Annotated in this window: 19 protein-coding genes, 1 tRNA gene and 1 pseudogene; 8 read left to right on the plus strand and 13 right to left on the minus strand. The window is 69.1% G+C overall.

Annotated features, from left to right (window positions below):
* Positions 1-10 precede the first annotated feature (10 nt).
* Positions 11-433: a globin gene (locus KBI5_RS06520; protein WP_011435595.1), complete on the plus strand. Its 423-nt coding sequence runs from the start codon at positions 11-13 to the stop codon at positions 431-433.
* A gap of 41 nt (positions 434-474) precedes the next feature.
* Here the strand turns inward: KBI5_RS06520 and ettA are convergent, their stop codons facing one another.
* Positions 475-2157, minus strand: a complete 1683-nt coding sequence (ettA, locus tag KBI5_RS06525; RefSeq protein WP_085014571.1) for an energy-dependent translational throttle protein EttA — start codon at positions 2155-2157, stop codon at positions 475-477.
* A 258-nt stretch (positions 2158-2415) separates the two neighbouring features.
* Between ettA and KBI5_RS06530 the strand changes: the two genes are divergently transcribed.
* A complete protein-coding gene (locus KBI5_RS06530) occupies positions 2416-3855 on the plus strand; it encodes a DUF1254 domain-containing protein (protein WP_085014572.1) in 1440 nt (479 codons plus the stop codon).
* Here the strand turns inward: KBI5_RS06530 and KBI5_RS06535 are convergent.
* Together KBI5_RS06535 and KBI5_RS06540 are read right to left on the minus strand one after the other, a co-directional pair.
* Positions 3833-6328 (minus strand): glycosyltransferase family 39 protein, encoded by a 2496-nt coding sequence (locus tag KBI5_RS06535; protein ID WP_347272471.1) that lies wholly within the window; start codon positions 6326-6328, stop codon positions 3833-3835. The two genes, KBI5_RS06530 and KBI5_RS06535, sit on opposite strands and share 23 nt — an antisense overlap.
* 11 nt (positions 6329-6339) lie before the next feature.
* Positions 6340-7017, minus strand: coding sequence for a single-stranded DNA-binding protein (locus KBI5_RS06540; protein ID WP_011435591.1), 678 nt, complete (start codon positions 7015-7017; stop codon positions 6340-6342).
* A gap of 352 nt (positions 7018-7369) precedes the next feature.
* Between KBI5_RS06540 and KBI5_RS06545 the strand changes: the two genes are divergently transcribed.
* The 5 genes from KBI5_RS06545 to KBI5_RS06570 all read left to right on the plus strand — a co-directional run bounded on the left by KBI5_RS06545 (position 7370) and on the right by KBI5_RS06570 (position 10545).
* Positions 7370-7442 (plus strand) — tRNA-Arg (locus KBI5_RS06545).
* A gap of 121 nt (positions 7443-7563) precedes the next feature.
* Positions 7564-8742 (plus strand): hypothetical protein, encoded by a 1179-nt coding sequence (locus tag KBI5_RS27660; RefSeq protein ID WP_241882699.1) that lies wholly within the window; start codon positions 7564-7566, stop codon positions 8740-8742.
* A 37-nt stretch (positions 8743-8779) separates the two neighbouring features.
* Positions 8780-8977: a hypothetical protein gene (locus tag KBI5_RS27665; RefSeq protein ID WP_241882700.1), complete on the plus strand. Its 198-nt coding sequence runs from the start codon at positions 8780-8782 to the stop codon at positions 8975-8977.
* 657 nt (positions 8978-9634) lie between these two features.
* Entirely contained in the window at positions 9635-10213 is a 579-nt protein-coding gene (locus tag KBI5_RS06565) for a MarR family transcriptional regulator (RefSeq protein WP_085014574.1), read from the plus strand.
* 104 nt (positions 10214-10317) lie between these two features.
* Complete coding sequence (locus tag KBI5_RS06570) at positions 10318-10545, plus strand: hypothetical protein (RefSeq protein ID WP_085014575.1); 228 nt, start codon at positions 10318-10320, stop codon at positions 10543-10545.
* A 66-nt stretch (positions 10546-10611) separates the two neighbouring features.
* Here KBI5_RS06570 and KBI5_RS06575 read toward each other — a convergent pair whose 3' ends face one another.
* From KBI5_RS06575 to KBI5_RS27670, 10 genes and pseudogenes are all read right to left on the minus strand, one after another.
* A complete protein-coding gene (locus KBI5_RS06575; RefSeq protein WP_157902436.1) occupies positions 10612-11466 on the minus strand; it encodes a replication-relaxation family protein in 855 nt (284 codons plus the stop codon).
* A gap of 849 nt (positions 11467-12315) precedes the next feature.
* A pseudogene (locus KBI5_RS06580) lies at positions 12316-12887 on the minus strand (GNAT family N-acetyltransferase).
* A gap of 2 nt (positions 12888-12889) precedes the next feature.
* Positions 12890-13318 (minus strand): hypothetical protein, encoded by a 429-nt coding sequence (locus KBI5_RS06585; protein ID WP_241882701.1) that lies wholly within the window; start codon positions 13316-13318, stop codon positions 12890-12892.
* Positions 13319-13529: 211 nt separating this feature from the next.
* Positions 13530-14183, minus strand: a complete 654-nt coding sequence (locus tag KBI5_RS06590) for a histidine phosphatase family protein (protein ID WP_241882702.1) — start codon at positions 14181-14183, stop codon at positions 13530-13532.
* Entirely contained in the window at positions 14180-15313 is a 1134-nt protein-coding gene (locus tag KBI5_RS06595; RefSeq protein WP_133056965.1) for a glycosyltransferase, read from the minus strand. Before KBI5_RS06595 ends, KBI5_RS06590 begins: the two co-directional genes overlap by 4 nt.
* Positions 15314-15317: 4 nt before the next feature.
* Positions 15318-16457, minus strand: a complete 1140-nt coding sequence (locus KBI5_RS06600) for a glycosyltransferase family 4 protein (RefSeq protein ID WP_198537536.1) — start codon at positions 16455-16457, stop codon at positions 15318-15320.
* 7 nt (positions 16458-16464) lie between these two features.
* Entirely contained in the window at positions 16465-17316 is an 852-nt protein-coding gene (locus KBI5_RS06605) for a phosphotransferase (protein ID WP_085014580.1), read from the minus strand.
* Positions 17297-18247 (minus strand): glycosyltransferase family 2 protein, encoded by a 951-nt coding sequence (locus KBI5_RS06610; protein ID WP_085014581.1) that lies wholly within the window; start codon positions 18245-18247, stop codon positions 17297-17299. The genes KBI5_RS06605 and KBI5_RS06610 overlap by 20 nt, the downstream gene beginning before the upstream one ends.
* Positions 18244-19251: a hypothetical protein gene (locus KBI5_RS06615; RefSeq protein ID WP_085014583.1), complete on the minus strand. Its 1008-nt coding sequence runs from the start codon at positions 19249-19251 to the stop codon at positions 18244-18246. The genes KBI5_RS06610 and KBI5_RS06615 overlap by 4 nt, the downstream gene beginning before the upstream one ends.
* A gap of 175 nt (positions 19252-19426) precedes the next feature.
* Positions 19427-19636, minus strand: coding sequence for a DUF397 domain-containing protein (locus tag KBI5_RS27670; protein ID WP_085014584.1), 210 nt, complete (start codon positions 19634-19636; stop codon positions 19427-19429).
* A 762-nt stretch (positions 19637-20398) separates the two neighbouring features.
* On the opposite strand from KBI5_RS27670, the gene KBI5_RS06625 reads away from it, so the two are divergent.
* The gene (locus KBI5_RS06625) at positions 20399-21598 is read left to right on the plus strand and encodes a transcriptional regulator (RefSeq protein ID WP_241882703.1); all 1200 of its coding nucleotides are present in this window, start codon (positions 20399-20401) and stop codon (positions 21596-21598) included.
* Positions 21599-21692 lie beyond the last annotated feature (94 nt).

Below are 21692 nucleotides of genomic sequence, written 5' to 3' on the forward strand. Positions count from 1 at the left end.
CCGCACCGTCGTGCCGCAGAATGGACGGGTGAACCAGTCTCCTCCGCGCACTCTCCCGATCAGCTCCTTCTACGACGCCGCCGGCGGCGAACCGACGTTCCGGAAGCTGGTCGCCCGGTTCTACCAGGGTGTGGCGAACGATCCGGTACTGCGCCCGCTCTACCCGGAAGAGGATCTGACCGGCGCTGAGGAGCGCCTGCGCATGTTCCTCATCCAGTACTGGGGTGGCCCGACCGACTACCAGGAGCAGCGCGGGCATCCTCGGCTACGGAGGCGGCACGCCCCGTTCGCGATCGGCCCGACGCAGCGGGACGCCTGGCTGAAGATCATGCGGGCCGCGGTCGACTCCCTGGACCTGCCGCCCGATCTCGACAGGCAGCTCTGGGACTATCTGTCGATGGCGGCGAATTCGCTGCAGAACCGACCCGACTGACCGCTCGGTGCCCGCGGGCACCGGCCGGCCCGGGTGCGCCCTCAGTCCCGGGTGAGCTTGCGGTGGGTGACGCGGTGCGGGCGGGCCGCCTCCTGCCCGAGACGGTCGATCTTGTTGGTCTCGTAGTCGGCGAAGTTCCCCTCGAACCAGAACCAGCGCGCCGGGTCCTCGTCGGTTCCTTCCCAGGCCAGGATGTGGGTGGCGACCCGGTCGAGGAACCAGCGGTCGTGGGAGATGACCACGGCGCAGCCGGCGAACTCCAGCAGCGCGTCCTCCAGGGAGCGCAGCGTCTCCACGTCGAGGTCGTTGGTGGGCTCGTCGAGAAGCAGGACGTTGCCGCCACGCTTGAGGGTGAGCGCGAGGTTCAGCCGGTTACGCTCCCCACCGGACAGCACACCGACGGGCTTCTGCTGGTCCGGCCCCTTGAACCCGAATGACGACACGTACGCCCGGCTCGGGAAGTCGACCTTGCCGACGACGATGTGGTCGAGGCCGTCGGAGACGACCTGCCAGACGTTCTTCTTCGGGTCCAGGCCCGAGCGGGTCTGGTCGACATAGGCGATGTCGACGGTGTCGCCGATGACGAGCTCTCCGGCGTCCGGCGCCTCCTGGCCGGTCAACATCTTGAACAGGGTCGTCTTACCGATGCCGTTGGGGCCGATCACGCCGATGATGYCGCCGCGCGGCAGGGTGAACGACAGGTTGTCGATGAGAAGCCGGTCATCGAAGCCCTTGGTGAGCCCCTTGGCCTCGATGACCTGGTTGCCGAGCCGGGGGCCGGGCGGGATCTGGATGTCCTCGAAGTCGCGCGGGCGCGCCCGGTCCGCCTCGGCGGCCAGCTCCTCGTAGCGGGCGAGACGCGACTTGCTCTTGGTCTGGCGGGCCTTCGGGTTGGACCGGACCCACTCGAGTTCCTGGGCGAGCACCCGGCGCCGCTTGGCGTCCTTCTGGCCTTCGACCTTCAGCCGGGCCGCCTTGTTCTCCAGGTAGGTGGTGTAGTTGCCCTCGTAGGGCAAGGCACGGCCCCGGTCGAGCTCGAGGATCCAGCCGGCGACGTTGTCCAGGAAGTACCGGTCGTGGGTGACGGCCAGCACGGCGCCCGCATAGCGGGCGAGGTGCTGCTCCAGCCAGGCGACGCTCTCGGCGTCGAGGTGGTTGGTCGGCTCGTCGAGCAGGAGTAGGTCGGGAGCCTCAAGCAGGAGCTTGCACAGCGCGACCCGGCGGCGCTCACCGCCGGAGAGCAGGGTGACGTCGGCATCGCCGGGCGGCAGCCGCAGCGCGTCCATGGCCTGGTCGAGCTGGCTGTCGAGCTCCCAGGCGTTCGCGGCCTCGATCTTGTCGATAAGCTCGGCCTGCTCGGCGAGGAGGGAGTCGAAGTCCGCGTCGGGCGCGGACATCTTCTCGTTGATCTCCTCGTAGCGGGCGAGCACCCGGCGGATCTCGCGCACGCCGTCCTCGACGTTGCCGCGGACGTCCTTGGTCTCGTCCAGCGGGGGTTCCTGGGCGAGCATGCCGACCGTGTAGCCGGGGCTCAGGGTCGCCTCGCCGTTACTCGGCTGATCGAGGCCGGCCATGATCTTGAGCAGGGACGACTTCCCCGCGCCGTTCGGGCCGACTACCCCGATCTTGGCTCCGGGGAGGAACGACAGGGTCACATCATCGAGGATGACCTTGTCGCCATGGGCCTTGCGCGCTTTGCGCATCTGGAAGACGTACTGCGCCATGCCATCAACCCTAGGGCATCGCGCCCGCGTTCCTCACAGCGGTGATCGGTGGCCCGTCGGCCGACGTCGGGGACCGGCGGATCATCGGATGCCGTCCGGCCCCCGGACGGCATCCGGTGGGTACCACACCACAAAGAAGGGCACGGACTGTGGAGGCGGCCACTGTGGGGGGCGACCACTGCGTGGGGGGCGACCACTGAAACGTGGGGGCGTGGAGGCGACCACTGAAACGGAGATGACGAGCACGGGGAGGACGGCATGCTCGCGAGTGACCATCGGCTCGGGCTGGCGGCCGAGGCGTTCATCTTCGGATATCCCCTGGTCAGCAACGTCCGGCTGAGCGTACGGACGGCGGCTGAGGGAATCGGGCCAATCCGGCCCGCCGGGTACAACGCCTTCGCTCACGAGACGGAACCGCCCGCGCCACTGTCCTGCTTCGTCAGCGTCGACAACGACGCCCTGTGCTCGGTGGCCGAGGTCGACCTCACGCCGGGTCCGCTGGTCCTGCGGATCCCCGACACGCCGGATCGTTACAGCGTTATGATCTTCATGGACGCCTGGCGGAACAACTTCGCCTACGTGGGACGGCGAACCACCGGCGGACGAGGTGGGCGCTATCTGCTCGTCCCGCCGGGCTGGACGGGCAGCGCGCCCGCGTCGCTGGCCCGCATCGAGGCACCGACCCGGCTGCTGACGCTGATCAACCGGTTCGGCTTCGACGGCCCGGCGGACATCGCGGCGGTGTCCCGGCTGCAGGAGGAACTGGACCTGAGCCCRCTGGATTCCGAGGCCCGCCGCGCGGAGGGACCGCCGGAACACTCGAAGAGGGTCTGTGACGACCTCCGGTTCTGGGAGGAGCTACGCATCTGGCTGCGCGCCTATCCTCCGTCGCGGGCCGAGGCCGAGTACGCCCGCCACTTCACCTCACTCGGGATCCTCGACGATCCTTCGCCGTACGTCGACCCCAACCCGGGCCTCGCCTGGTCCCTGCGCACCGGGCTGCGCGCCGGCCGCGACAAGCTCGAACGGGTGGCGCACGCCGGCCGGGCGCTGACGAACGGCTGGGTGAGCACCCCGCATGCCCTCGACTTCAACCTGGACCGACTCGGACCGGGCACGATCGACGATCCGGCCTGGCGGATAAGCGATCGGGCACAGGCCCGTCTCGCCCGGGCGATGGCCGCCCGACTGCCGCGGGGTGCGACACACGGCTATGAGGAGATCCAGGCGAGCCGTGCCATCGACACGGACGGCCGCCAGCTGAGCGGGGCCCACCGGTACCTGCTGGAGCTGGTGYCGCCGCCGCAGGCCGCGTTCTGGTCGCTGACGATGTACGACGCGCCCGAGTACTACCTCGTCGAGAATCCCCTGCACCGGTATTCCCTGCGGAGCGGCGACCGCGATCTGCGCCGCGGTCCGGACGGCTCGGTGCGCATCCTGCTCCAGAGTGATYCCCCGGAGGACGGCGGGCCGCTTGACAACTGGCTGCCCGCGGCGGTCGGCGATTTCCGGCCCGTCCTACGGATCTACGAGCCGGGGGCCGACGTCCTCGACGGAACGTACGTGCTCCCTCCCATCCGCCGCATCGACCGATCACCGGGCCAGCCGATCATCAGGACGACCGTTCACCGGGGCGTCGGGRCGCCGGGGCAGGCAGGTCACCCGGGCGGGCAGGTCAGCCTCGACGATCATCGATGATGATGCGCAGCGGCGGCCGACGTCCCTCGCCGACCTCATCGACCTCCCCGAGGGATCCGAGCACGGTGACCGGCGGGCCGGCAGCCGGCCGGGAACCGTCCGGCCGGGAACCGTCCCGTGCGGCCAGCCGCACGGGCAACACCTGCTGATCGAGGAAATGTTCCCGTCCGGAAGGGCTCGTCGCGTAGTAGGCCACGGTGATGGAGGTGCCCCGACCGTCCCGCACGGTGCTTGCCGACGGACGGCCGAGGGATCCGGAATGCACCCGGGACCGACCGGAGTCGTTGCGGTCAGTCACGATTCCGGTGCTGTCCATGCCGCCAGCGATGTTGGCAATACTGGTGATACTGATGACATCGGTGGTATCGAGGCCGTCCGCGTCGACGGTGAGGATCATCGAGGTGGGGATCCGCGGATGGACCGGAATCGACAGGCGGCGGACACCCTCGGTGAGCACGACGCGGGCGGAACGGGCGCCCGCGGGCGCGGCATCCACTCTCAGGGTCACCGCCACCCGCCTGCCGCTCCTGACCGCCAGCCGTTCGACCCGCGCGGTGGAGGGCGAGGCGGGTGAGCGGTCGTAGGCCGATGCCAGGCGGAGCAGATAGGCCGGGCGGTCCGCGTGGTCAGCGGCCACGATGAGATCGTCGACCCCCCGCGACACGGCGAACAGCACAGGATCTTCGAGCTTCGGCCCGTTCGCGGTCACCGGAGTGGGATGCCCGAGAAACGGCGGGTTCGCCGCGACGAACACGAGCGGATCGCCCGGCAGCCGGTCCAGCATCGCGCTGAGGTCACGGTCGTGCCCGGTGAGCGTGAGGTTGGCGCGCACCGCCCCGACCAGGACGACGGCCGTGAGCGCCAGGATGGCGGCGCCGGTCCCCGCGACGGCGATGAGCCCGAGTCTTCGCCCGCGGGCGAAGACGGCTTCGCCGGCCCTGACCAGGCCCTCCGCGCCGAGGTGGACGAGCGGGATGAGCACCGGGACCAGGTAGAAAGGGCCGACGTAGCGGATGCCGCCCCACAACTCGGCCGCGTTCCACGCGCCCCAGAAGCCGACGTATCCGCCCAGGAAGAGCAGCCCACCCGCACCCAGGAGCGCGGCGGGTGCGGACAGCTGCCGCCGAGCCGCCACGACGATCGCGCAGCCGGCCAGCACCACTCCCCCGCAGGCCCAGCCGCCGAACAGCCACAGGTGGTCGCCGACCGACCGCAGCCCTTCGAGCAAGCCGAAGTCGTGCCTGCCGTCGCCGGGATACAGCTTGCGCACCCCGAAGCCGAGCTTGTCGTCGGGTTCAAGGAGCGTGAACGGCAGCCGCAACGGGTCACCGGTGGCAGCGGCGTTGCTGAGCAGGACAAGCGCCACGGGCGCGGCGAGCCCGCAAAGCAGCCACCGGCCCAGCCAGCAGCGCCCGCCCGTGGAGGTCAGGAGCAGCCAGATCGCGAGCGGAGCCAGGAGCAGGACGACGTCATACGGCCGCACCGCCGCCGCCACGCCGAGGGCGAGGCCCGCGACGACCACCGGTGCCGCCCGTCGGCGGCGCCGTCCCCGCAACACCCCCAGAACGGTCACCTGCAGCAGCACCAGGGTCGGCAAGTAGCTCAGCACCATCGCGCTCTGCAGGATCACCAGCGGGGAGAGGGCGAGCAGGGTCGCCGCCAACGCCGCGGTCCGCCGGCTACCGAACAGCTCGACGCCCAGCAGGTAGGTGAYGACGACCGCCGCCATGACGATCATTGCAAGCGCCGGATCGATGCTTCCCGTCAGCACGATGCCGATTGCGAAGATCGCGGGTACGAAGGGCGTGTACTTCAACACGTAGTGATCGCCGACAACGGTTCCCAGCCACGGCAGGTAGGACCGTGCCGGGTCCGGGGCGGGCGGGAACAGGCGGCCCTCGGCGAGGGTCCTGGCATGCAGGAGGTAGATGCCCTCGTCGTTGTTGACCGACAGGAACGGGAACACGGTGTGCCGGAGGACGACGGCGACCGCCGCGCTCAGAACGGCGAGCACCATCACGTACCGAGCGGGCCCCGAGATGCTCGCGAGACGAACGCGCAGCCGCTGGACGGGAGTCCGCCGACCGCGAGCGGCGTCGGAGGCCGGCGGCCCGGCCGGCGGTTGTTCTCCGTCCGGCCGGGACCGCGGCGTGTCGTTCCGGGGCTCGGCGTCACCCCCGAGCCCAGTGTTACCCCCGAGCCCAGTGTTACCCCTGGGCACGGCGTCACCCCTGGGCGCGGCGACGACCACCGATCCGGGTGTCCCGTGCGCAAGGCCGCTCTCCAAGCCGGGACTCACGACAACCTGCGCATCGATGACGTCGAAGGGCGCCTGCGGCTCTGTCCCGGGTTCGACGGAGACAGGCCCCGTCTGCCCCATCTCGTGCCGGCTGCTCATCCACGGCACGGTACCCAGCGCCCTCGGCCGCAGCGGACGCAGGTCGGTCCGACTCGCCCTCCAGGTCCCCACCATCGGCTGGACGGTCAGGACAGGTCATGGGAGGAGGGAAACGACTGCCAGGGGGAATCGCCGACCGTCACCGCGGACGGGCGCGGTTCGCCGGGCGCCGCACCCGCGCCCTGGAGCCGCCCGGAACCCTCCGGCGGTCCCTCGGCCATCGACGCCATGGCCGTCGCGGCGGATGCCGCTCCGGCCGCATCCGCATCCGCATCCGCACCGGCGACCGGGAAGCCGGCCAGAGCGCCGTGCTCGGATCCCACCAGAGCGGATCCCACCAGAGCGGACGGATCACTGGGAACATCCGTCGCGGCCGCCGCCACCACCGCGGAGCCCGGGCGACGGGCAAGTCGCTCCGAGCGAGCCGCATGCCAGGTGAGCTCGGTTCCGACCGCATCCGCGTCGATCTCGTAGGTAACCCGCCGTTCCCCTTCGCCCGTCTCGAACGACCGCTGCCGCAGCCTGCCGTAGACGAGCGCGCGATCACCCCGGACGAGGCTGGCAGCGACGTTGTCCGCGAGCTGGCGCCAGCAGGAGACCCGCAGGAACAGCGTGGTTCCGTCGACCCAGCGGCTCTCGGAACGATCGAACCGGCGGGGCGTCGATGCGAGGCGGAAGGTGCATATCGACGCACCGTTGGCCGTCATCCGATGATCCGGATCGTCGACCAGGTTGCCGACAAGCGTGATGGTCGTCTCGAGCATGGCGTGCTCCTCGGGTCAGGGACGGATCCGCCGGGCTGGCCGCGAACGGCCTCTCCCACAGTGAGCCGTCACGGCGACTTCGGAAACCCTCGGTTGGTCGCCTGTGGATAACGAGGGTTCGCCCACAGGCCACGCATCCACGGACCCACGCGCACCGGCACGCCGACGCTCGGACCCCACGCCGGTCCGCGACGCATCCCGTCTGCCCACCTGCCACGGACGCCTCAGCGTCGTACCTCGGCCTTCCCAGGAGCTTGACCTTCCCAGGAGACGGCGCGTCCCCGCGTGTTCGATGCCTGGTCGAACCTTGCTACCCTGTTGTAGCTCCCCGGTGGGCCCATCCCCTGCAAGCGCGCCCGTAGCTCAGTGGATAGAGCGAGTGCCTTCTAAGCACCAGGTCGCAGGTTCGATCCCTGCCGGGCGCACCGATCCGTGTATTGCGCGAACCTCCGTACCGTCGCTGGACAGTTGCGTTCCGTCCTGCCCGCTGTCGCTGCCGCCTGTGGGTGCGGCTGGCTGGGTGGGGATGCGGAACGTGGGCTGGATGTGGCTGCGGCTGGTCACGGTAATCTCGGCGACGAGGGCATCCGTCAGACGGCGCAGCGCAGCGGGCGCGCCGTCGCGGATGGCGTCGGCGATCTGGGTGTGCAGGCGGGTCAGGTCCGCGGCGGTGGGCGGGACGGGCTGGGTGGCGTCGTCGGCGAGGTGGTCGACGAGTTCGGCCCGGCGACCCTGCAGCTCCTTGATCTTGATGGTGAGTTTTTCGATACGGCTACCGGCGAGGGCGTCGGTCATGGTGCCGGCTTCGAAGGCGTTGAAGTAGCGGTCGATCGCGGTCTCGGCCTTGCTGATCTCGCTGTCGATGGTGGCGAGTTCGTCGCGGTGGGCAGCGCGGGTGTCGGCGATGCGGCCGGCGAGCGCGGCGGCGGCTTCGGTGACCAGTCCGCTGCCGGCGTAGGTTTCGATCATGGCGTTGAGAATGGCCGCGTCGACCTGTTCAGCGGGCAGGCGTTCGGCCGGGCAGATGCTGGTGCCGTAGCGGTTGCGGGTCCAGCAGCTGTAGTAACGGTATCGGTAGAGGTTTCCGCGGGCGGCGGTGCCGATGTAGTGCCGGCCGCAGTGGGCGCAGCGGATCTTTCCGGTGAGCAGGTAGTCGGAGCCGGAGGAGGCGCGTTTGGTGGCGGTGGATTCGGCGCGTTCCGCCAGGATCTTCTGGGCTTGCTCGAAGAGGTCCGGGTCGATGATGACGGGGTGTGGTGCGGCGTGCTCGACATCACGGAAGCTGATGTAACCGAGGTAGACGCGGTTGCGCAGGATGGTGAGGATCGCGGCGGGAGACCAGGGAAGGCCGGTTTTGGTGCGCAGGCCGTTGCCGGTGAGTTTGCGGGCGATGGCTTGGCTGCCGAGGCGGTCGTTGACGTACTCGGTGAAGATGCGGCGGACGATGGGGGCTTCGACGGGGTCCACCGTCAGGTGATCGGTATTGGGGTCGATCTGGTAGCCGTAGGGGCGGGAGCCGCCTTGCCATTGCCCGAGGCTGGCTTTGACTTCCATGCCGTTGATGACCCGATCGATGATGAGGGCTCGTTCGAATTCGGCGATGACGCCGAGAATCTGGATGATCATGCGTCCGGTGGCGTTGCCGGTGTCGAAGGGTTCGGTGGCGGAGCGGAACGAGACTCCGGCCTTGTCGAGGTTTTCGAGGAGTTCGGTGAGGCCGCGTAGGGAGCGGGTGAGGCGGTCGAGGCGGTAGACGAGCAGGATGTCGAACTTCCCGGCGCGTGCCGCGGTGAGGGCGCGTTGGAGCTGGGGGCGGTCGGTGGTGGCGCCGGACGCCTGGTCGATGTACTTGCTGGTCAGCTCCCAGCCGTCCTGGCTGGTGATGAACGCCAGGAGCTTGGTCTCCTGCGCTTCCAGGGAGAACGGCTGGTTCTTCTCGTCGGTGGAGATGCGCAGGTAGATCGCCACCCGTTTGGTCGTGCGGTCGGGCTGGTAGATGCGGCCTTTTCGATGGCTGGACGTCACGTCAGGTCCCCTCAGAAGGTGAACGATCGACAGGTCGGCGACATGCCAATAATGGCAGCCACCGGGTCATCGTTGTTTATTATCGCTCGCATTCAACGACGGGATGGCCGTCATTCGACATCATCTCGCGGGGTTTCCTGTTGCCTGCTTCGATGGGCGCGAAGGAGATCCGTGAGGGCGCCGACAGCAGCGGCGTGTTCCTCGGCGGTCAGCGGGATGAAGTGCGGCGCTGCGACAACTATGTCGATCGCCGGGAGGGCTGGGGTTCTCCGCCTGACAGGTTTCTTCGGCCGGCCTGCGGCCGGGCGGTGTCCGGCTGCGGGCCGGGTTGTGTTCGGGTCTGGCGGGGTCGGGTCATCGGTTGACGCGATAGCCCTGTTCTCCTCTGCCTAGGAACCACGGACTCTTCCTGCTCGATCTCACACTCCGACACCAGAGATCTCCAGCAAAACTCTTCTCGACCTCCGACGCCCGGAATGGGCAGCGGGATTTTTCTTTTGATTTTTGCTTGCAAGGGCGGCGGTTTGGAGTTCTCCTGCTGACGGCCCGACACATGTCGGGCCGCCGTTCGGAAGTATGCGGAGGGTTTCTGGTGTCGGTTTCCCTGAACGACGACGGGTACGGGTCTGGTACCTCGCGCCTGGTGGCAGGAGCGCTTGCCGCCGTGGAGGGGTCGGTGACGGTGGCGGAGCTGGTGGAGAAGACGGGGCTGGCGCGCACGACGGTGAGTCGTGCGTTGACCGTGCTGGAGGCCGGCGGTCGTGCCGTGCGCGTTCCCGGCCGGCGGCATGGTGCCGGCCGGGACCCGGACCAGTGGAGCCACACCGGCCAGCCGGGTTCGGCCGGCGCGGCACCGCCGCCGCCCGTGCCGTCCAGCGCGGGGACGGATGTGCCGTCCCCGGGCAGCAGTGCCGAGGACGACGGCGCGCCGGTGTGGAAGACACAGGGCCGGGTGACCTCGACCGGTAGCCGGCTGGCGCCGGGTGGGCTGCGGGAGCTGGTGGTGGCCTGTCTGGGCCGGGATCGGACCCGGGCCTGGTCTGCCGGGGAAATCGCTCGCGTGATCGGCCGTTCCGCGGGGGCGGTGACGAACGTGTTCGATCTGCTGATCGCGACCGGCGTTGCCGAGCAGGACGGGACCGGCCGTCCCCGCCGCGTCCGCCTCCGATGAGGCGAGACCACCGGCGGCCCGCCGGCCCGTTCCCACCAGGTGACGGCCGAAATCCGGACCCGGTCGGGAACCGGCCGCAGGGGCAGGAGCGCGCGCCGAGGCTGGTGGACTACGGAGCGGGCAGCAGCGTCCTGACCGGCCATCTCGATGGGACGGAACTCCTGGTCCGCCCCGAGGACGGCACCGCGACCGGGCCGGTGATTCTGCTGCGCCTGCACAACACCCTCGGCGATGTCAGCGCCTGCTATCTGACTCCGACGGAAGGCCGGGTGCTGGCGGCGGCGCTGCACCGCGCCGTCGACCAGCACACCCCCCTCGGGAGCCGCGATTGAGACACGGTGAGAGCACATCGGCGGCCAGCGGGAGAGCCGGCCGCCGTCTCTCCTTAAAGGTGAGACTCACGCGACCTCCGGGAGGTGCGGCGCCGGGATCGGAGCGGTACCGCCATTCCACTCGTCATCCGGCAGAGCGAATCCACTGCCTGGCAGTTCGCTCAGTCGTAGGCGCCGCCGAGTGCCAGTCGCGCCGGTCAGCCAGACCGGACCGCTCGCTCCTTCTCCCGATGCGGCGAGGAGCTCGGCCGTCGTGGTCGCGATCCCCTCCCGGCCAGCCCCGATGAGCTTGTGGTGGAAGTGCGTCTCACGGAGCGTGGAGTGCAGGTGGAACAGCACGGTCATGCCGGGGTAGTAGGTCGCGTAGTCGGTGATCTTGCGGCCCAGTCGTTCCAGCGACTCGGTGCCCCGGTCATACTCGACGAAGAACGTCGTCTCCCGCGAGCCCTCGATCCACCGGCCGTAYCCATCCGGACGGATCGCTGCCGTGACCCGATGATCCCACCTGATCACCTTGGTAACGGCGGATTCCGAGTACCAGCTCGCCAACCGGGTAACCGGACGGGCAGCCGCATCTTGGGCGAGGCTGGTGAACAGTCCGTTCACACCCAGGAGGTGATCGAGGGTGCTGCTGCGCGCCAAGCGGAGCAGGGTGGCGGTGTGCGCCGACYGGGACACCGGCTGCTCCGCCCGCGCCGCTGCGAGGAGCTGCACCGCTGGATAACTCAGCGTGTACCGCCACGCCTGCGACCCGGGATACACCCGTGCACGGAACCGCTCCAACGCCCCTCGGCGCGTCAACGCCAGCAGCCGACGCTGCGCCCGATCCACCGAGGGATACAGCAACGCGGCCACCTGCTCCGCGGTCAGGACACGATGCGCCGCCAGCACATCCAGTAGGTAGAGATCTCTGTCGGTCAAACCCTGCAGGAGCGCCAGCGGCCCTACCGGCCGGCCCCGCCCGCGCGTCGAAGTCGTGGGAATACCTGCTCCAGGACGGTCGAGTCTGGATCCAGCCGCGAACCCACCCAGCCACGCTCACCTGCGTCAACGCACGCGCCGGCCATCCGGTCCCAGACACGGTCACCCAGTCGGACCGCCACCCGGACCCGTCATGAGGGCTGCCGCGGTGCACTGGCCGACCTGAGTAATTGGCTAGAAGGTGACCTTCAGGAAGGTCCGCGGACGGAGAATGGACGCCATCTCTGTCGTCCCTCCTTTCCGGCACGACGCCACGCATGTGGCACCCGGCTGCGGACCCGCGTCCCCCGCTCCCGGGAAACAGCTCCCGGGCGCGGCTCGCAGGCCACCCGACACGCAGCGACACCCGCCGGGTTTCTCGCTCCATCACCAGTCCGGTGGACCGCCGAGGAAACGAGTCCCAGCGCCTCGCTGCTACCACCGCCCCGTCTCCCACCGCACCGGCCGCCCGGTAGCGGGTCGGTGTCCGGCGGTCAAGGGGGCGGACACGACCGTAGCTCCATTCCGCCACCCGGGACAAGCCCACCCACGCCCCATCAATTCGCCCCGGCACAGACCCTCAAAGCCAGGGAAGCGACACTCAGCGGCACCGTTCCCGCAGGTCGCAGGCCCGCAACCCCCTCCGATGGACATAGCCGACCTATCGGACTTCGACCACTAATCAGGATGAAGGCGCAGTTTCACTCACGGAAATGAACATCGCCGCGCATCGCGCCCTTGGCCGGCACCACGACGCTGTCCGTGCCAGGCGCGACCGCCTTGGCGGCGGCGAGCTGTCCTGCGGGAAAGTCAGCTTTCGGTCTCGCCGGATCGGTTGGCGGTCCAGGCGGCCCGGCTGATCGCGTGGACGTTGTTCGCCTTCCACGGGCCGACGTCAGCGATCTCACGGAAGGTCATCCCGAGCTTGCAGGCGATCATGTTCATGCCCGCGTTCTCCTGATGCGTGGCGGTGATCAGCTCGTTGACGTCGAGGTGGGCGAACCCGAAGTCGAGCGCCGCCGTGATCGCTTCGGTGCCCAGCCCCTGCCCCACCGGTCCCGGCGGATCGACACCGCGACCTCCACCCCCGGCCAGCCCTGCGCGAAGTAGGTGCCAGCCCGGCCGAGGAACCCCCCACTGCCCCGGTCCTCGACCGCCCACATGCCGTGCCCGCGGATCGCCCACATGCCGATCAGATGGGTGACCAGCCGCTCGGTGCCCGCCCGGTCGAACGTGCCGTCCAGGTAGCGCATGGTCTCCGGGTCGGCGTTCATCGCCGCGTACGGGTCCAGGTCGGCAGCCTTCCAGCCGCGCAGCACCAGCCGTTCGGTGAGCACGGTCGGAATGGTGACGACCGTCGGGGTTCCGTAGTGGAGGGTCATGGTCACGCCTGGCCCACGGTGAGTTCGAGGCGAGGGCGTGCCTGCCAGCGGTCCCAGAAGTCCCGTACCGGTTCGACGGTGGGGTGGCCGGTGAACGCTGTGGCGATCTCGGCGACCCGGTCGCAGACCGAGGCAGTGGGCCGGGTGTCCAGCATGTCGACGACCTTCCCCGTCACGGCCGCGGCTTCGTCGATCTCAGGCTCCTCCCGGGCGGTGAGGCTGGCCGCGAGCGCGAGCAGCGCGTGKCCGTAGTCCTCGAACCCGMCCGCCTGGCCKCCTTCGTAGGCGGCGAGCGCGGCWCGGGCKATCGGYTCSGCYTCGACGCCACCRCCGATCCGGGTCARSACCCCGGCGTACATCATCTCGGCRGCGGCCGGGCCGAACGGGCTGATCCCGGGCTGCAGCGGCAGGTCCGTGACCGACGYGCGCATCCRGTTCAACGCCGCCCGGSTGCCCTCGACRTCRCCGAGCGCGCCRAGGGCMCGCGCCTCGTAGCTGGCGATCCGGGCCCGGGTATACGGGTGGTCCGCCACGACGGCGGTCCTGCGCGCCGAGACGGCTGCTTCCTGGTAGCGGCGGCCATAGAACGCCAGCGCGGTCAGAACCGATCTTGAAAACAGTCCTATTCGGTGAGTTCCGTGGTTACGAGGTCAAGTGCGCAGTGTCGTTGTGGGTGAGCAGGGTCCAGCGCCATCCGGTGCCGGGTTGGGTCCAGGCGAGAGGTTGTTGTTCCCAGCGGGTGATGCTGGCGTAGTGCACGGCGAACGCGATACTGGCTCGGAATCCGGCGGTGAGGTTGAGGAAATGGTGCGCGGCGGCGGTGACGGTTTCACCGTGGCCGACGATCAACACGGCTTCGTCGGTGTGTCGCGCGAGGATGTTCCGCAGGCTCGCGGTGGCCCGCTGGAGATAGGCGGTCCAGGTCTCGGCACCGGGCGCGATCGGATGGTCAGGGTGCTGGGCGGGGATGCGCCCGAACTCGCTGACAACATCGGTCCAGAGTTTGCCGTCAGCGTCGCCGTAGTCGGGTTCGCGGAGGTCGTCGACAGCGGTGACAGACAGGTCCAAGTGCTCGGCGATGACGTCGGCGGTTTCCCATGCTCGCCGTAGCGGGGTGGTGTAGGCGGCGGCGATCGGTGTTTGCATGTGGTCGGTGTAGAGCCGGCGTGCCAGTTGCTGGGCTTGGCGGCGGCCGTGGTCGGTGAGGCCGGTGCAGCCGCGTGGGCCGCCGACGATCCCTTGGACGTTGCAGTGGGCCTGGCCGTGCCGGGCCAGGATCAACCGGGTCAGGCTCATACTGTCGTCCGCCTGTCCTGGTCGAGAACGTGCTGGTAGATCGCCAGGCAGCGGGCGGCGTGGGCTTCGGCGGTGAACTGCTCGGCGCGGGCCGTGGCGTTGCGGGTGAGGTTCGCTGTGGACGCGCCGTCGGCGATGTTGTCCAGGGCGGTGGCCAGGTCCTCCGGGTGGCCGGTGGGCGCGATGTGCCCGGCTTCTCCGGCGAGTTCGGCCATGTTCGCCACGTCGGTGGCCACCACGGGGGTGGCGTGGGCGAGGTAGTCGGCGATGGCGCCGCTGCCTTGGAAACTGGGGTGTGGCCGGTAGGGGAAGACCCCGGCCGTGCTGGCGTCCACGAGCGCGGCGCGATCGGCGGGGCCGAGGTAGCCGGGCACCACGACAAGTTCACCGACGCCGACCCGTCGCGGGCTGGTGGCATACCCGCTCAGATCGATGCCTGCCTGTTCGGGGTCGTCCCAGAAGTCTCCGGCGAGCACGATCCGTACCGGTGTCCGCATCCGGTGGAGCGCAGCGTGCAGCAGGGCAGCGTCTTTCCATGGCGCCGCGTACCCGTAGAGGCTGATCACCGGCAGATCGGAGCGGACGTCCAGGGCTGCGGCGAGCTCCGCTCGGGCGGTGGCCTCGGTGCCGGGCGGAATGGTGGTGGGCAGCCACGCCACCCCGGCCGGCACGCCGCCGGCCACCATCCGGGCGAGCCGGTGGCGTGCGTACTGCCCGAAGCAGACRTATCCATCGAGGCTGCGAAGTCCGTCCCGCACCAGGCCATGCCAGTGCGGATCGGGTAGGTGATCGCTGAACAGTGTCGGGGCCAGAGTGTGCACGTGGTAGACCGCCGGCGGCCGAGGACGGCCGGTCCAGAACGCAGGGACGAGCTGGTCGTATTCGAGGTTGCCGAAATGCAGCGACACCACGTCATAGGCATCCAGGTCAACCTCGTCAGCAAGGGTGCGGGCGACGGTGAGCACCCGGTCCAGCGGCCAGAAGCGTTGCCGGTCGGAGTCGTAGGGGATCTGGGTGGAGCCGTGCCGGTCGACGGTGATGCCGTGGTGGCGCAGGCCGAAGGCGAGGGCATCGAGGTAGGGCGGCAGGCTGCCACCCCCATGATTCGGGCCGAGGATCRGCACACGCACGGCTCTAGATCACCGCCGTGTACTCGTGCAGTGTGCGGTACACGTCCAGTGTGGCCGTCGCCGCGGTGCCCCAGTCGAACCGGGCGGGTAGTGCACCTGTCGGCGCGGGRCCGCTGCTGAGGATGGCGCGGRGGTCGGCGGTGCTGYGGTAGGTATGGCCGCCGCCAGCGGTGAGGAGTTCGGGAGCGGTGCCCAGGCTGGCGGGCAGCAGGGTCGGGGTGCCGCAGGCCAACGCTTCGGCGATGGCCAGGCCGAATCCTTCCCACCGTGAGGTGGACAGCAGGTAGTCCGCAGCCCGGTAAAACCCGGGTAGATCCGGCTCGGGCAGGTCTTGCACGATCGTCACCGTGTCCTCGACGCCGGAGAGCGTGATCGGTGAGAGAACCGGGGCGTGGCCGAGGAGCACTGTGATGTGTGCGAGGTCGGCGAGTTCGGCTGCGAGGTGTTCGAGGCGGTCCCACCCTTTCATCGGGGTCGTCTTACCCACCCACACCAACCGGTGCCGTCCATCGCCCGGGTCACCCCACGGCGGCGGCAGCCGATTCCCCGCGCTGGCTAAGGGACGGCTGGTCGCCGCGGTCGCATCCGCGGCCAGCGTGATCTGCCGGCCTCCGCTCAGGGATGGAACGGGGCCTGGGTGGAAGCGGTCGCGGTCGACCCCGTTGGCGACGACGGTGGGTTGCGGGATGCGGTAGGCGCTGGCGAGGTCGGTGGCGGCGAATTCGCTGACCGCGAGCACCGTGTCGGCGGCGTGGACCAGCTCGTGTTCGGCGGCGATCAGGTGGGGAAACGCGCGCATGGTGGCGGCGGAGAGGTCCCCGCGGACCACGACCGGTGCCCGCTCCGCCGCGAGGCGACGCACGTAGTGCAGGGTTTCGGCTTCCCAGGAAGAGGACTCCACGATGTCCGGGTTCAGAGCATGCAGCGTTTTTTCCACGGCGTGCCGGTGGGCGCCCAGGTCGTCGGTGCGGGGCAGTGTGAACACCCGGATTCCCCTCAAAGCCAAGGGGTGCGGGGTGTGCTGGGTGATCAGGGAGACGTCGTGGCCGGCGTCGYGCAGCTTGGGGGCGAGCGCCCGGTAGAGGGTGCCGATCCCGCCGCGGGTGACGGCGTGCAGGTCACGATGTACCAGCGCGATATGCATCAGTGGATCATCGGCGGGCGTGCAGCCGCGCACGGAAGGCATCCCACTGCGGGCGCAGCAGCGCCAAGCGCTTGTCGCGGAACTCGCCTGCGTCGAGTTCGGTGTGCATGCGCAGTTCGCGGGAGAGCACCATCGCCTGGTTGATCAGGAAGGGCACTTCGATCCCGGCTTCGTCCACCAGCGCATCGACGGCGCCCTGCGCGCCGGGGGTGTCGGCGAGCAGGGTGTGCAGCATCGCCAGGTCGAAGCCGGGCAGGAACAGGCCGGTGAACTCGAAGTCCAGCAGCACACACCCGCCGGACTCGGTGAGCAGGAGGTTGGCCGGCAGCGGATCACCGTGCCCTACCTGCCCCGGCGCAGGAGCTGCATCGAGAAGGGTGTGCAGGGCGGCCCGGTCGTCTGCGTCGAAGAACCCAGCATGGTGGTAGCGCTCGACGCGGTCAGGGTAGTCGAACACCGGCGCCAGCATGCCGGGCGGCGGAGTCCACTGGGCGAACGCGGTGACGGTGTCCAACACCGCGTCCAGCGTTACCGCGGACAGCGGCTGCTCAGGGTAGCGCTCGGTGTCCACCGGGTGGCCAGAAATGTGCTCGATGATCAGGACGCTGTGCCCATCGGTGTGCACCAACTTGGGTACTCGTACCGGCGGTGGGTTCTCGGTGAATGCCTGGTAGAGCCGGATTTCGTGGGTGAACTTGGCCTGCCAGAACTCCTCGTCGGCACGCAGCACCTTGATCACTACTGGCAGGCCGTGCCGGTCGCCGAGCGCGAGCAGGGACTTGTCGCTCGCGCGCAGCGCCTCGCCGAGCACGGCGCCACCGAGATCGGCGGTCGCCAGGTCATGCGACGTGCTGGTCATCGGCGTCTTTTCCTCTCACGGTCTGGGTCAGCCGGTCGATCAGATCGGCTTCGATGTCCGGGTCGCGCCAGGCGCGTTCGATCGCGTCGATCGAGTGCAGGTAGTAATGCGGATTTGGGGGCTGCCCGGTAGCCAGAATTCCGAGAACCTGCCAGTACATGATGCTGCTGTACAGGCGAAACCGCGCCGAGCGGGCCGTACTCGCGGGCCAGCGCGACCAGATCTGGCGTACCAGCGCGCTGAACTCCGCCATCGCTGCCGCGCCCTCGGCGACCGCACTGATCATGCTGGCGGTCTGCGGCACCCGATGGTAGATAACGGTCGGCTCCGGCAGACGGACGAAGCGGTAGCCGTGCTCCCGGGTCAGACGCAGCCAGAAGTCCCAGTCCTCGATCGCCGGCAGCCTCGGGTCCAGCCGGGCCGTGGCAGGCCGGCGCAGCACGGCGGTGTGCACGGGGAACAGGTTGCACGCCTCCAACAGCAGCGGATCGAACCCGACGTCCCACACCACCGCATCACCCACGGGCAAACCCGGGTCGATCCGATGATCAGTTACCAGGCAGATCGTGGTCACCCCATCCGCGCCCGCTTCCAGGCCGGCCAGCGCGGTGGGCAGGTGCCGGGGCAGGAACACATCGTCGTCGTCGAGGAATGCCACGTACCGGCCGCGGGCGTGGTCAAGTCCCGTGTTGCGGGCGCTGGGCAGCCCAAGCCGATGTGGATGGGTCACCGACACCACCGGCAGGCCACGGTCCCGGGCGTCGGTGATCACCGTATCGATGGACATTCCGCCGTCGTTGATGACGATGGCCTCCAGCTCGCCGAGGTCGATGCCCTGCTGGGCGGTGATGCTGGCGAGCGCCTGGCCGAGCTCGACCGGCCGGTTCAGGGTCGGCACGATCACGCTCACCAGCGGGCCCGTCCGGCTCATCGTTGCTCCCCCGGCTGGTCAGCGACGGCAGCCAACAGGGGTGTGAGATCACCGTGATGACTCCACTGCACCACCAGTGATCCAGCTGCGAGCTCGGCGAGCCGGTCGGCCGCGTCACGGCCGTAGGCGTCCTGGTCGCGTTCGGTGCGGGGCAGGTGGTGGGTGTTGAGTGCGGGATCGAAGACCCAGTCGAACCGGATGTGCGGCCACAGGACCCCCACCGGATCCGCCACCGCCGCCGGAGCGTTCACCGGCTGGCCCTCGGGGGCGTAGCTGGCCAGCACCACCACGACCTGACGGCCATCGAGTCGTGTGTGTAACGGGTTGACCTGGCCGAGGCTGCGATAGGTGTACAGCAACCGAACATCGTGGCCGTAGCGCTGCTGCCGTGGCATCCGCCGGAACTCCTCAAGGTCGACGCCCTCGTTCTCCCAGGGCCGCCCAAGCCGCTCGGCGTGATCGAAGTACGTGCCGATCTTGACCGGGATCGGTGTCGGCAACGACGTCACCACCAGCCCGTCCCGGGTCCGGTAGAGGATGAGATGGTCGTTGGACAGATACCGGTAGCCGCCGTTCAGCGCGGCGCCCAGCGCCAGGGTGGTCTTCCCGCTGCCCTTGTGCCCGACCACGATGACGACCCGCTGGTCGTCGGCCACGGCCGAGGCGTGCAGCATCGTGTACTGGCGAGCCTCGCAGTAGTCGACCAGCACTTCCCGGATCGCTTTCCGGACCGTGATCGCAAGATCGCGCGGGTTGGTCGAACAGATCACCGCCCGCCGGCTATCCCGATCGGCTCGGAAACCGACCCGCCACGGCGTCAAAGCCATCCCTGGTTCCGGTTCAGTCAGCCTCGCATGGACGGTCCACCCCACGACGCCGTTCCGGTCGATGTCCTCCTCGAGCGGGTAGAAGTCTCGCAGGTAGCCGACCAAACCGTCGTGGTCGGTAACCACCGCGACCCGCACAGGGCCAAGGTCGGCGACACACCGGCGCTCCCAGCTCACGCTTCCACCTTCATCTTGGTCGAGGCAAGCACGGCGACACCCCYGGCCGCACCGAAGCGGGGGACCAACTCAGTGGCATTAGACCTCTCCTCGTATCGACAGCCACCACCCGGACGAAGGCCAGACGCATGCTCGGAAGGACCCCACAGCCCCATATCGGCTGCGGACGGGGCTGTCAGAGGTCATCAAACTCACCGGCCTTCACGGCCTCACGGAACCGACTCCACGCGCCCGGAGTAAACCCGATCGGACGGCCCAGCGACGAGCGGATAAGCACCAGATGCGGGACGCGGGCGACTTCGACCGCGTCCACCGCCGTCGGATGGGGCACGGACGGCTGCCGCCACGTCGACACGGTGTCCAGAGCGAGGTGCGGGTAAGGCACGGCCAGTCCTTTCTGGTCTGGGCTGCCTGCCCCGGCGGACTCCTGTCGGCACCGAGGCAGGCAGCGTGGGGGCCGCCAGGGGGTGGGAGGGCGGCCCCGGGCGGGATGGGACGGACGTCCAGCGGGTGATGTCCGGGCTGAGTTCGGCGTAGGCGTCCGCCGCATCCAGCGACGAGAAGCCGGTGACGGTCTCAACCGGGTCACCGTCGGCGTCGAGCACGACGATCGACCAGGCCCGCGCGTCGACCGGCTCCGCGACGCCGGCCGGACGCACGACCCGACCTCGCCCGCCCCCAGCCTTAGCCGGCCAGCTCGTGTGCGGAACCCGGACCGGGAGGGGCGGGGAGGAAGGACCGTCAACGGCCGAGATGACCGGCTCCCTCCCCACCCCGGCCCCCTGGTCCCGCCCGACGACAGGACACCGCACAGCGCTGGGCGATGACGGGTCGGGATGACGCTGAGGGCCAGCAGCAGGCATCCGGCCGACGGACCCGCCAAGCGTTTCCGCGCGAAGGGTCACGGTGCGCTCCTCTGCTGGTCCGGGAAAGTGACCGGCGTGTTCCCGCCACGTAGGGGACATGACACACTCCGCAGCAGCGCCGGGACAGACTGAAGCTTCTTCTGCGTGCATGAAGAAGAAGGCCATGACAGGTCAATGCTTGACAGGAGGACAGCGCCGTGGATCCTCGTAGACGAGCGCGGGAGGCGTTCGCGACTCGCCTCACCGAGCTCATCGCAGATCGGGGAACTGATAACAGCAAGTTGTCCAGACGCACGGGCGTCCCCCGCCAGGTGATCGGCGACGCGGCGAATGGGAACTCGCTACCGTCCGCCACGGTGATCGCGGAGCTCGAGTCCGCTCTCGCCGCAGGCGGGGAGGTGGCCCGCCTGTGGAAAGCGGCGAAGCTCGAGAAGACCCGCGAAAGCATCGACCGTTCCCTACCAGACATGAGGTCTGACCAGGAGGAGGACGAAACGAACAGGCGGACCTTCTTCGAGTTCACGGCAGCGGGCTTCCTGGCAGCCGACGCCTACCGCCGGCACTCCGGCGTCAAGGTCGACCCTCTGACACTCGAGGAACTTGACGACGCGCTTGCCCGGTACGCCACGCGGTTCACGACGACCCCGCACGCCCAGCTCGCACCTGAAATCTCGGAGACGTGGAAGAACGCCGAGACACTACTCGAGGCCGGCGCCCGACCACGAGCGCAGGCGCAGCTGACCAGGGTGGCTGGGTACTCCGCCTACTACCTAGGCCGACTGGCGTTCAATACCGGGGACAGCACGGCCTCACGGCGGTTCATCCGCCTCGCGGCGGAGCATGCCCAGGAGATCGACGATCCAGTCCTGACCGGTTCAGTCTTCGAGATGCTCTCCACTCTTGCGTTCTACGCACACCAGTACAAGGCGGCGGCGGATCTCGCCCACCGCGGCTTCGCCGCTTCCGGCGCCGACCCCTACGTCGCCGCACGCCTCGCCTCCAACGAGGTACGAGCCCGAGTCGCGCTCGGCGACGAGGCATCAGCACGAGCAGCACTCGCCCTGATGACCAAGCACGTCATCGTCAGCCCACCGATGCCGGGAGCCTCACCGTTCGGACCCGCGAACGCAGATCAGACGACTGCCCGAACACTCGCCCTCCTGGGGCACGGTGATGCGGCCGAGCCCCTGGCTCGCGCATCGGTCGAGGCTTACGAGCGGACAGGCGGCGGGTTCGAGGACCGGGGAAACGCCACGCTCAACCTCTCCTGGGCGCTGCTGCTCCGGCCCGACCCCGAGCCCGAGGCGGCTGCCGTTCTCACGCAGCAGGTCCTGAGCACAGTTGATGTGACCCCCACCTTCTCCGTCATGGCCAAGATCGTCGATGTGGATCGGCGGCTGGACCGCTACGCGCAGCTGCCCGCTGTCCGGGATTTCCGGGCGCAGCTTGCCGAGCATCCACGTCTGGTGATCACGCAGTGAAGGCCCCGGAAATTCCGATGGTCACCACAGATCGGCTCATCCTCCGCGGATGGCGCGATGAGGACATCGAACCGTATGCGGCGATGAACGCCGA

Origin of the sequence: Frankia sp. KB5, from assembly GCF_002099325.1 — a bacterium.
Classification (GTDB): Bacteria; Actinomycetota; Actinomycetes; order Frankiales; family Frankiaceae; genus Frankia; species Frankia casuarinae.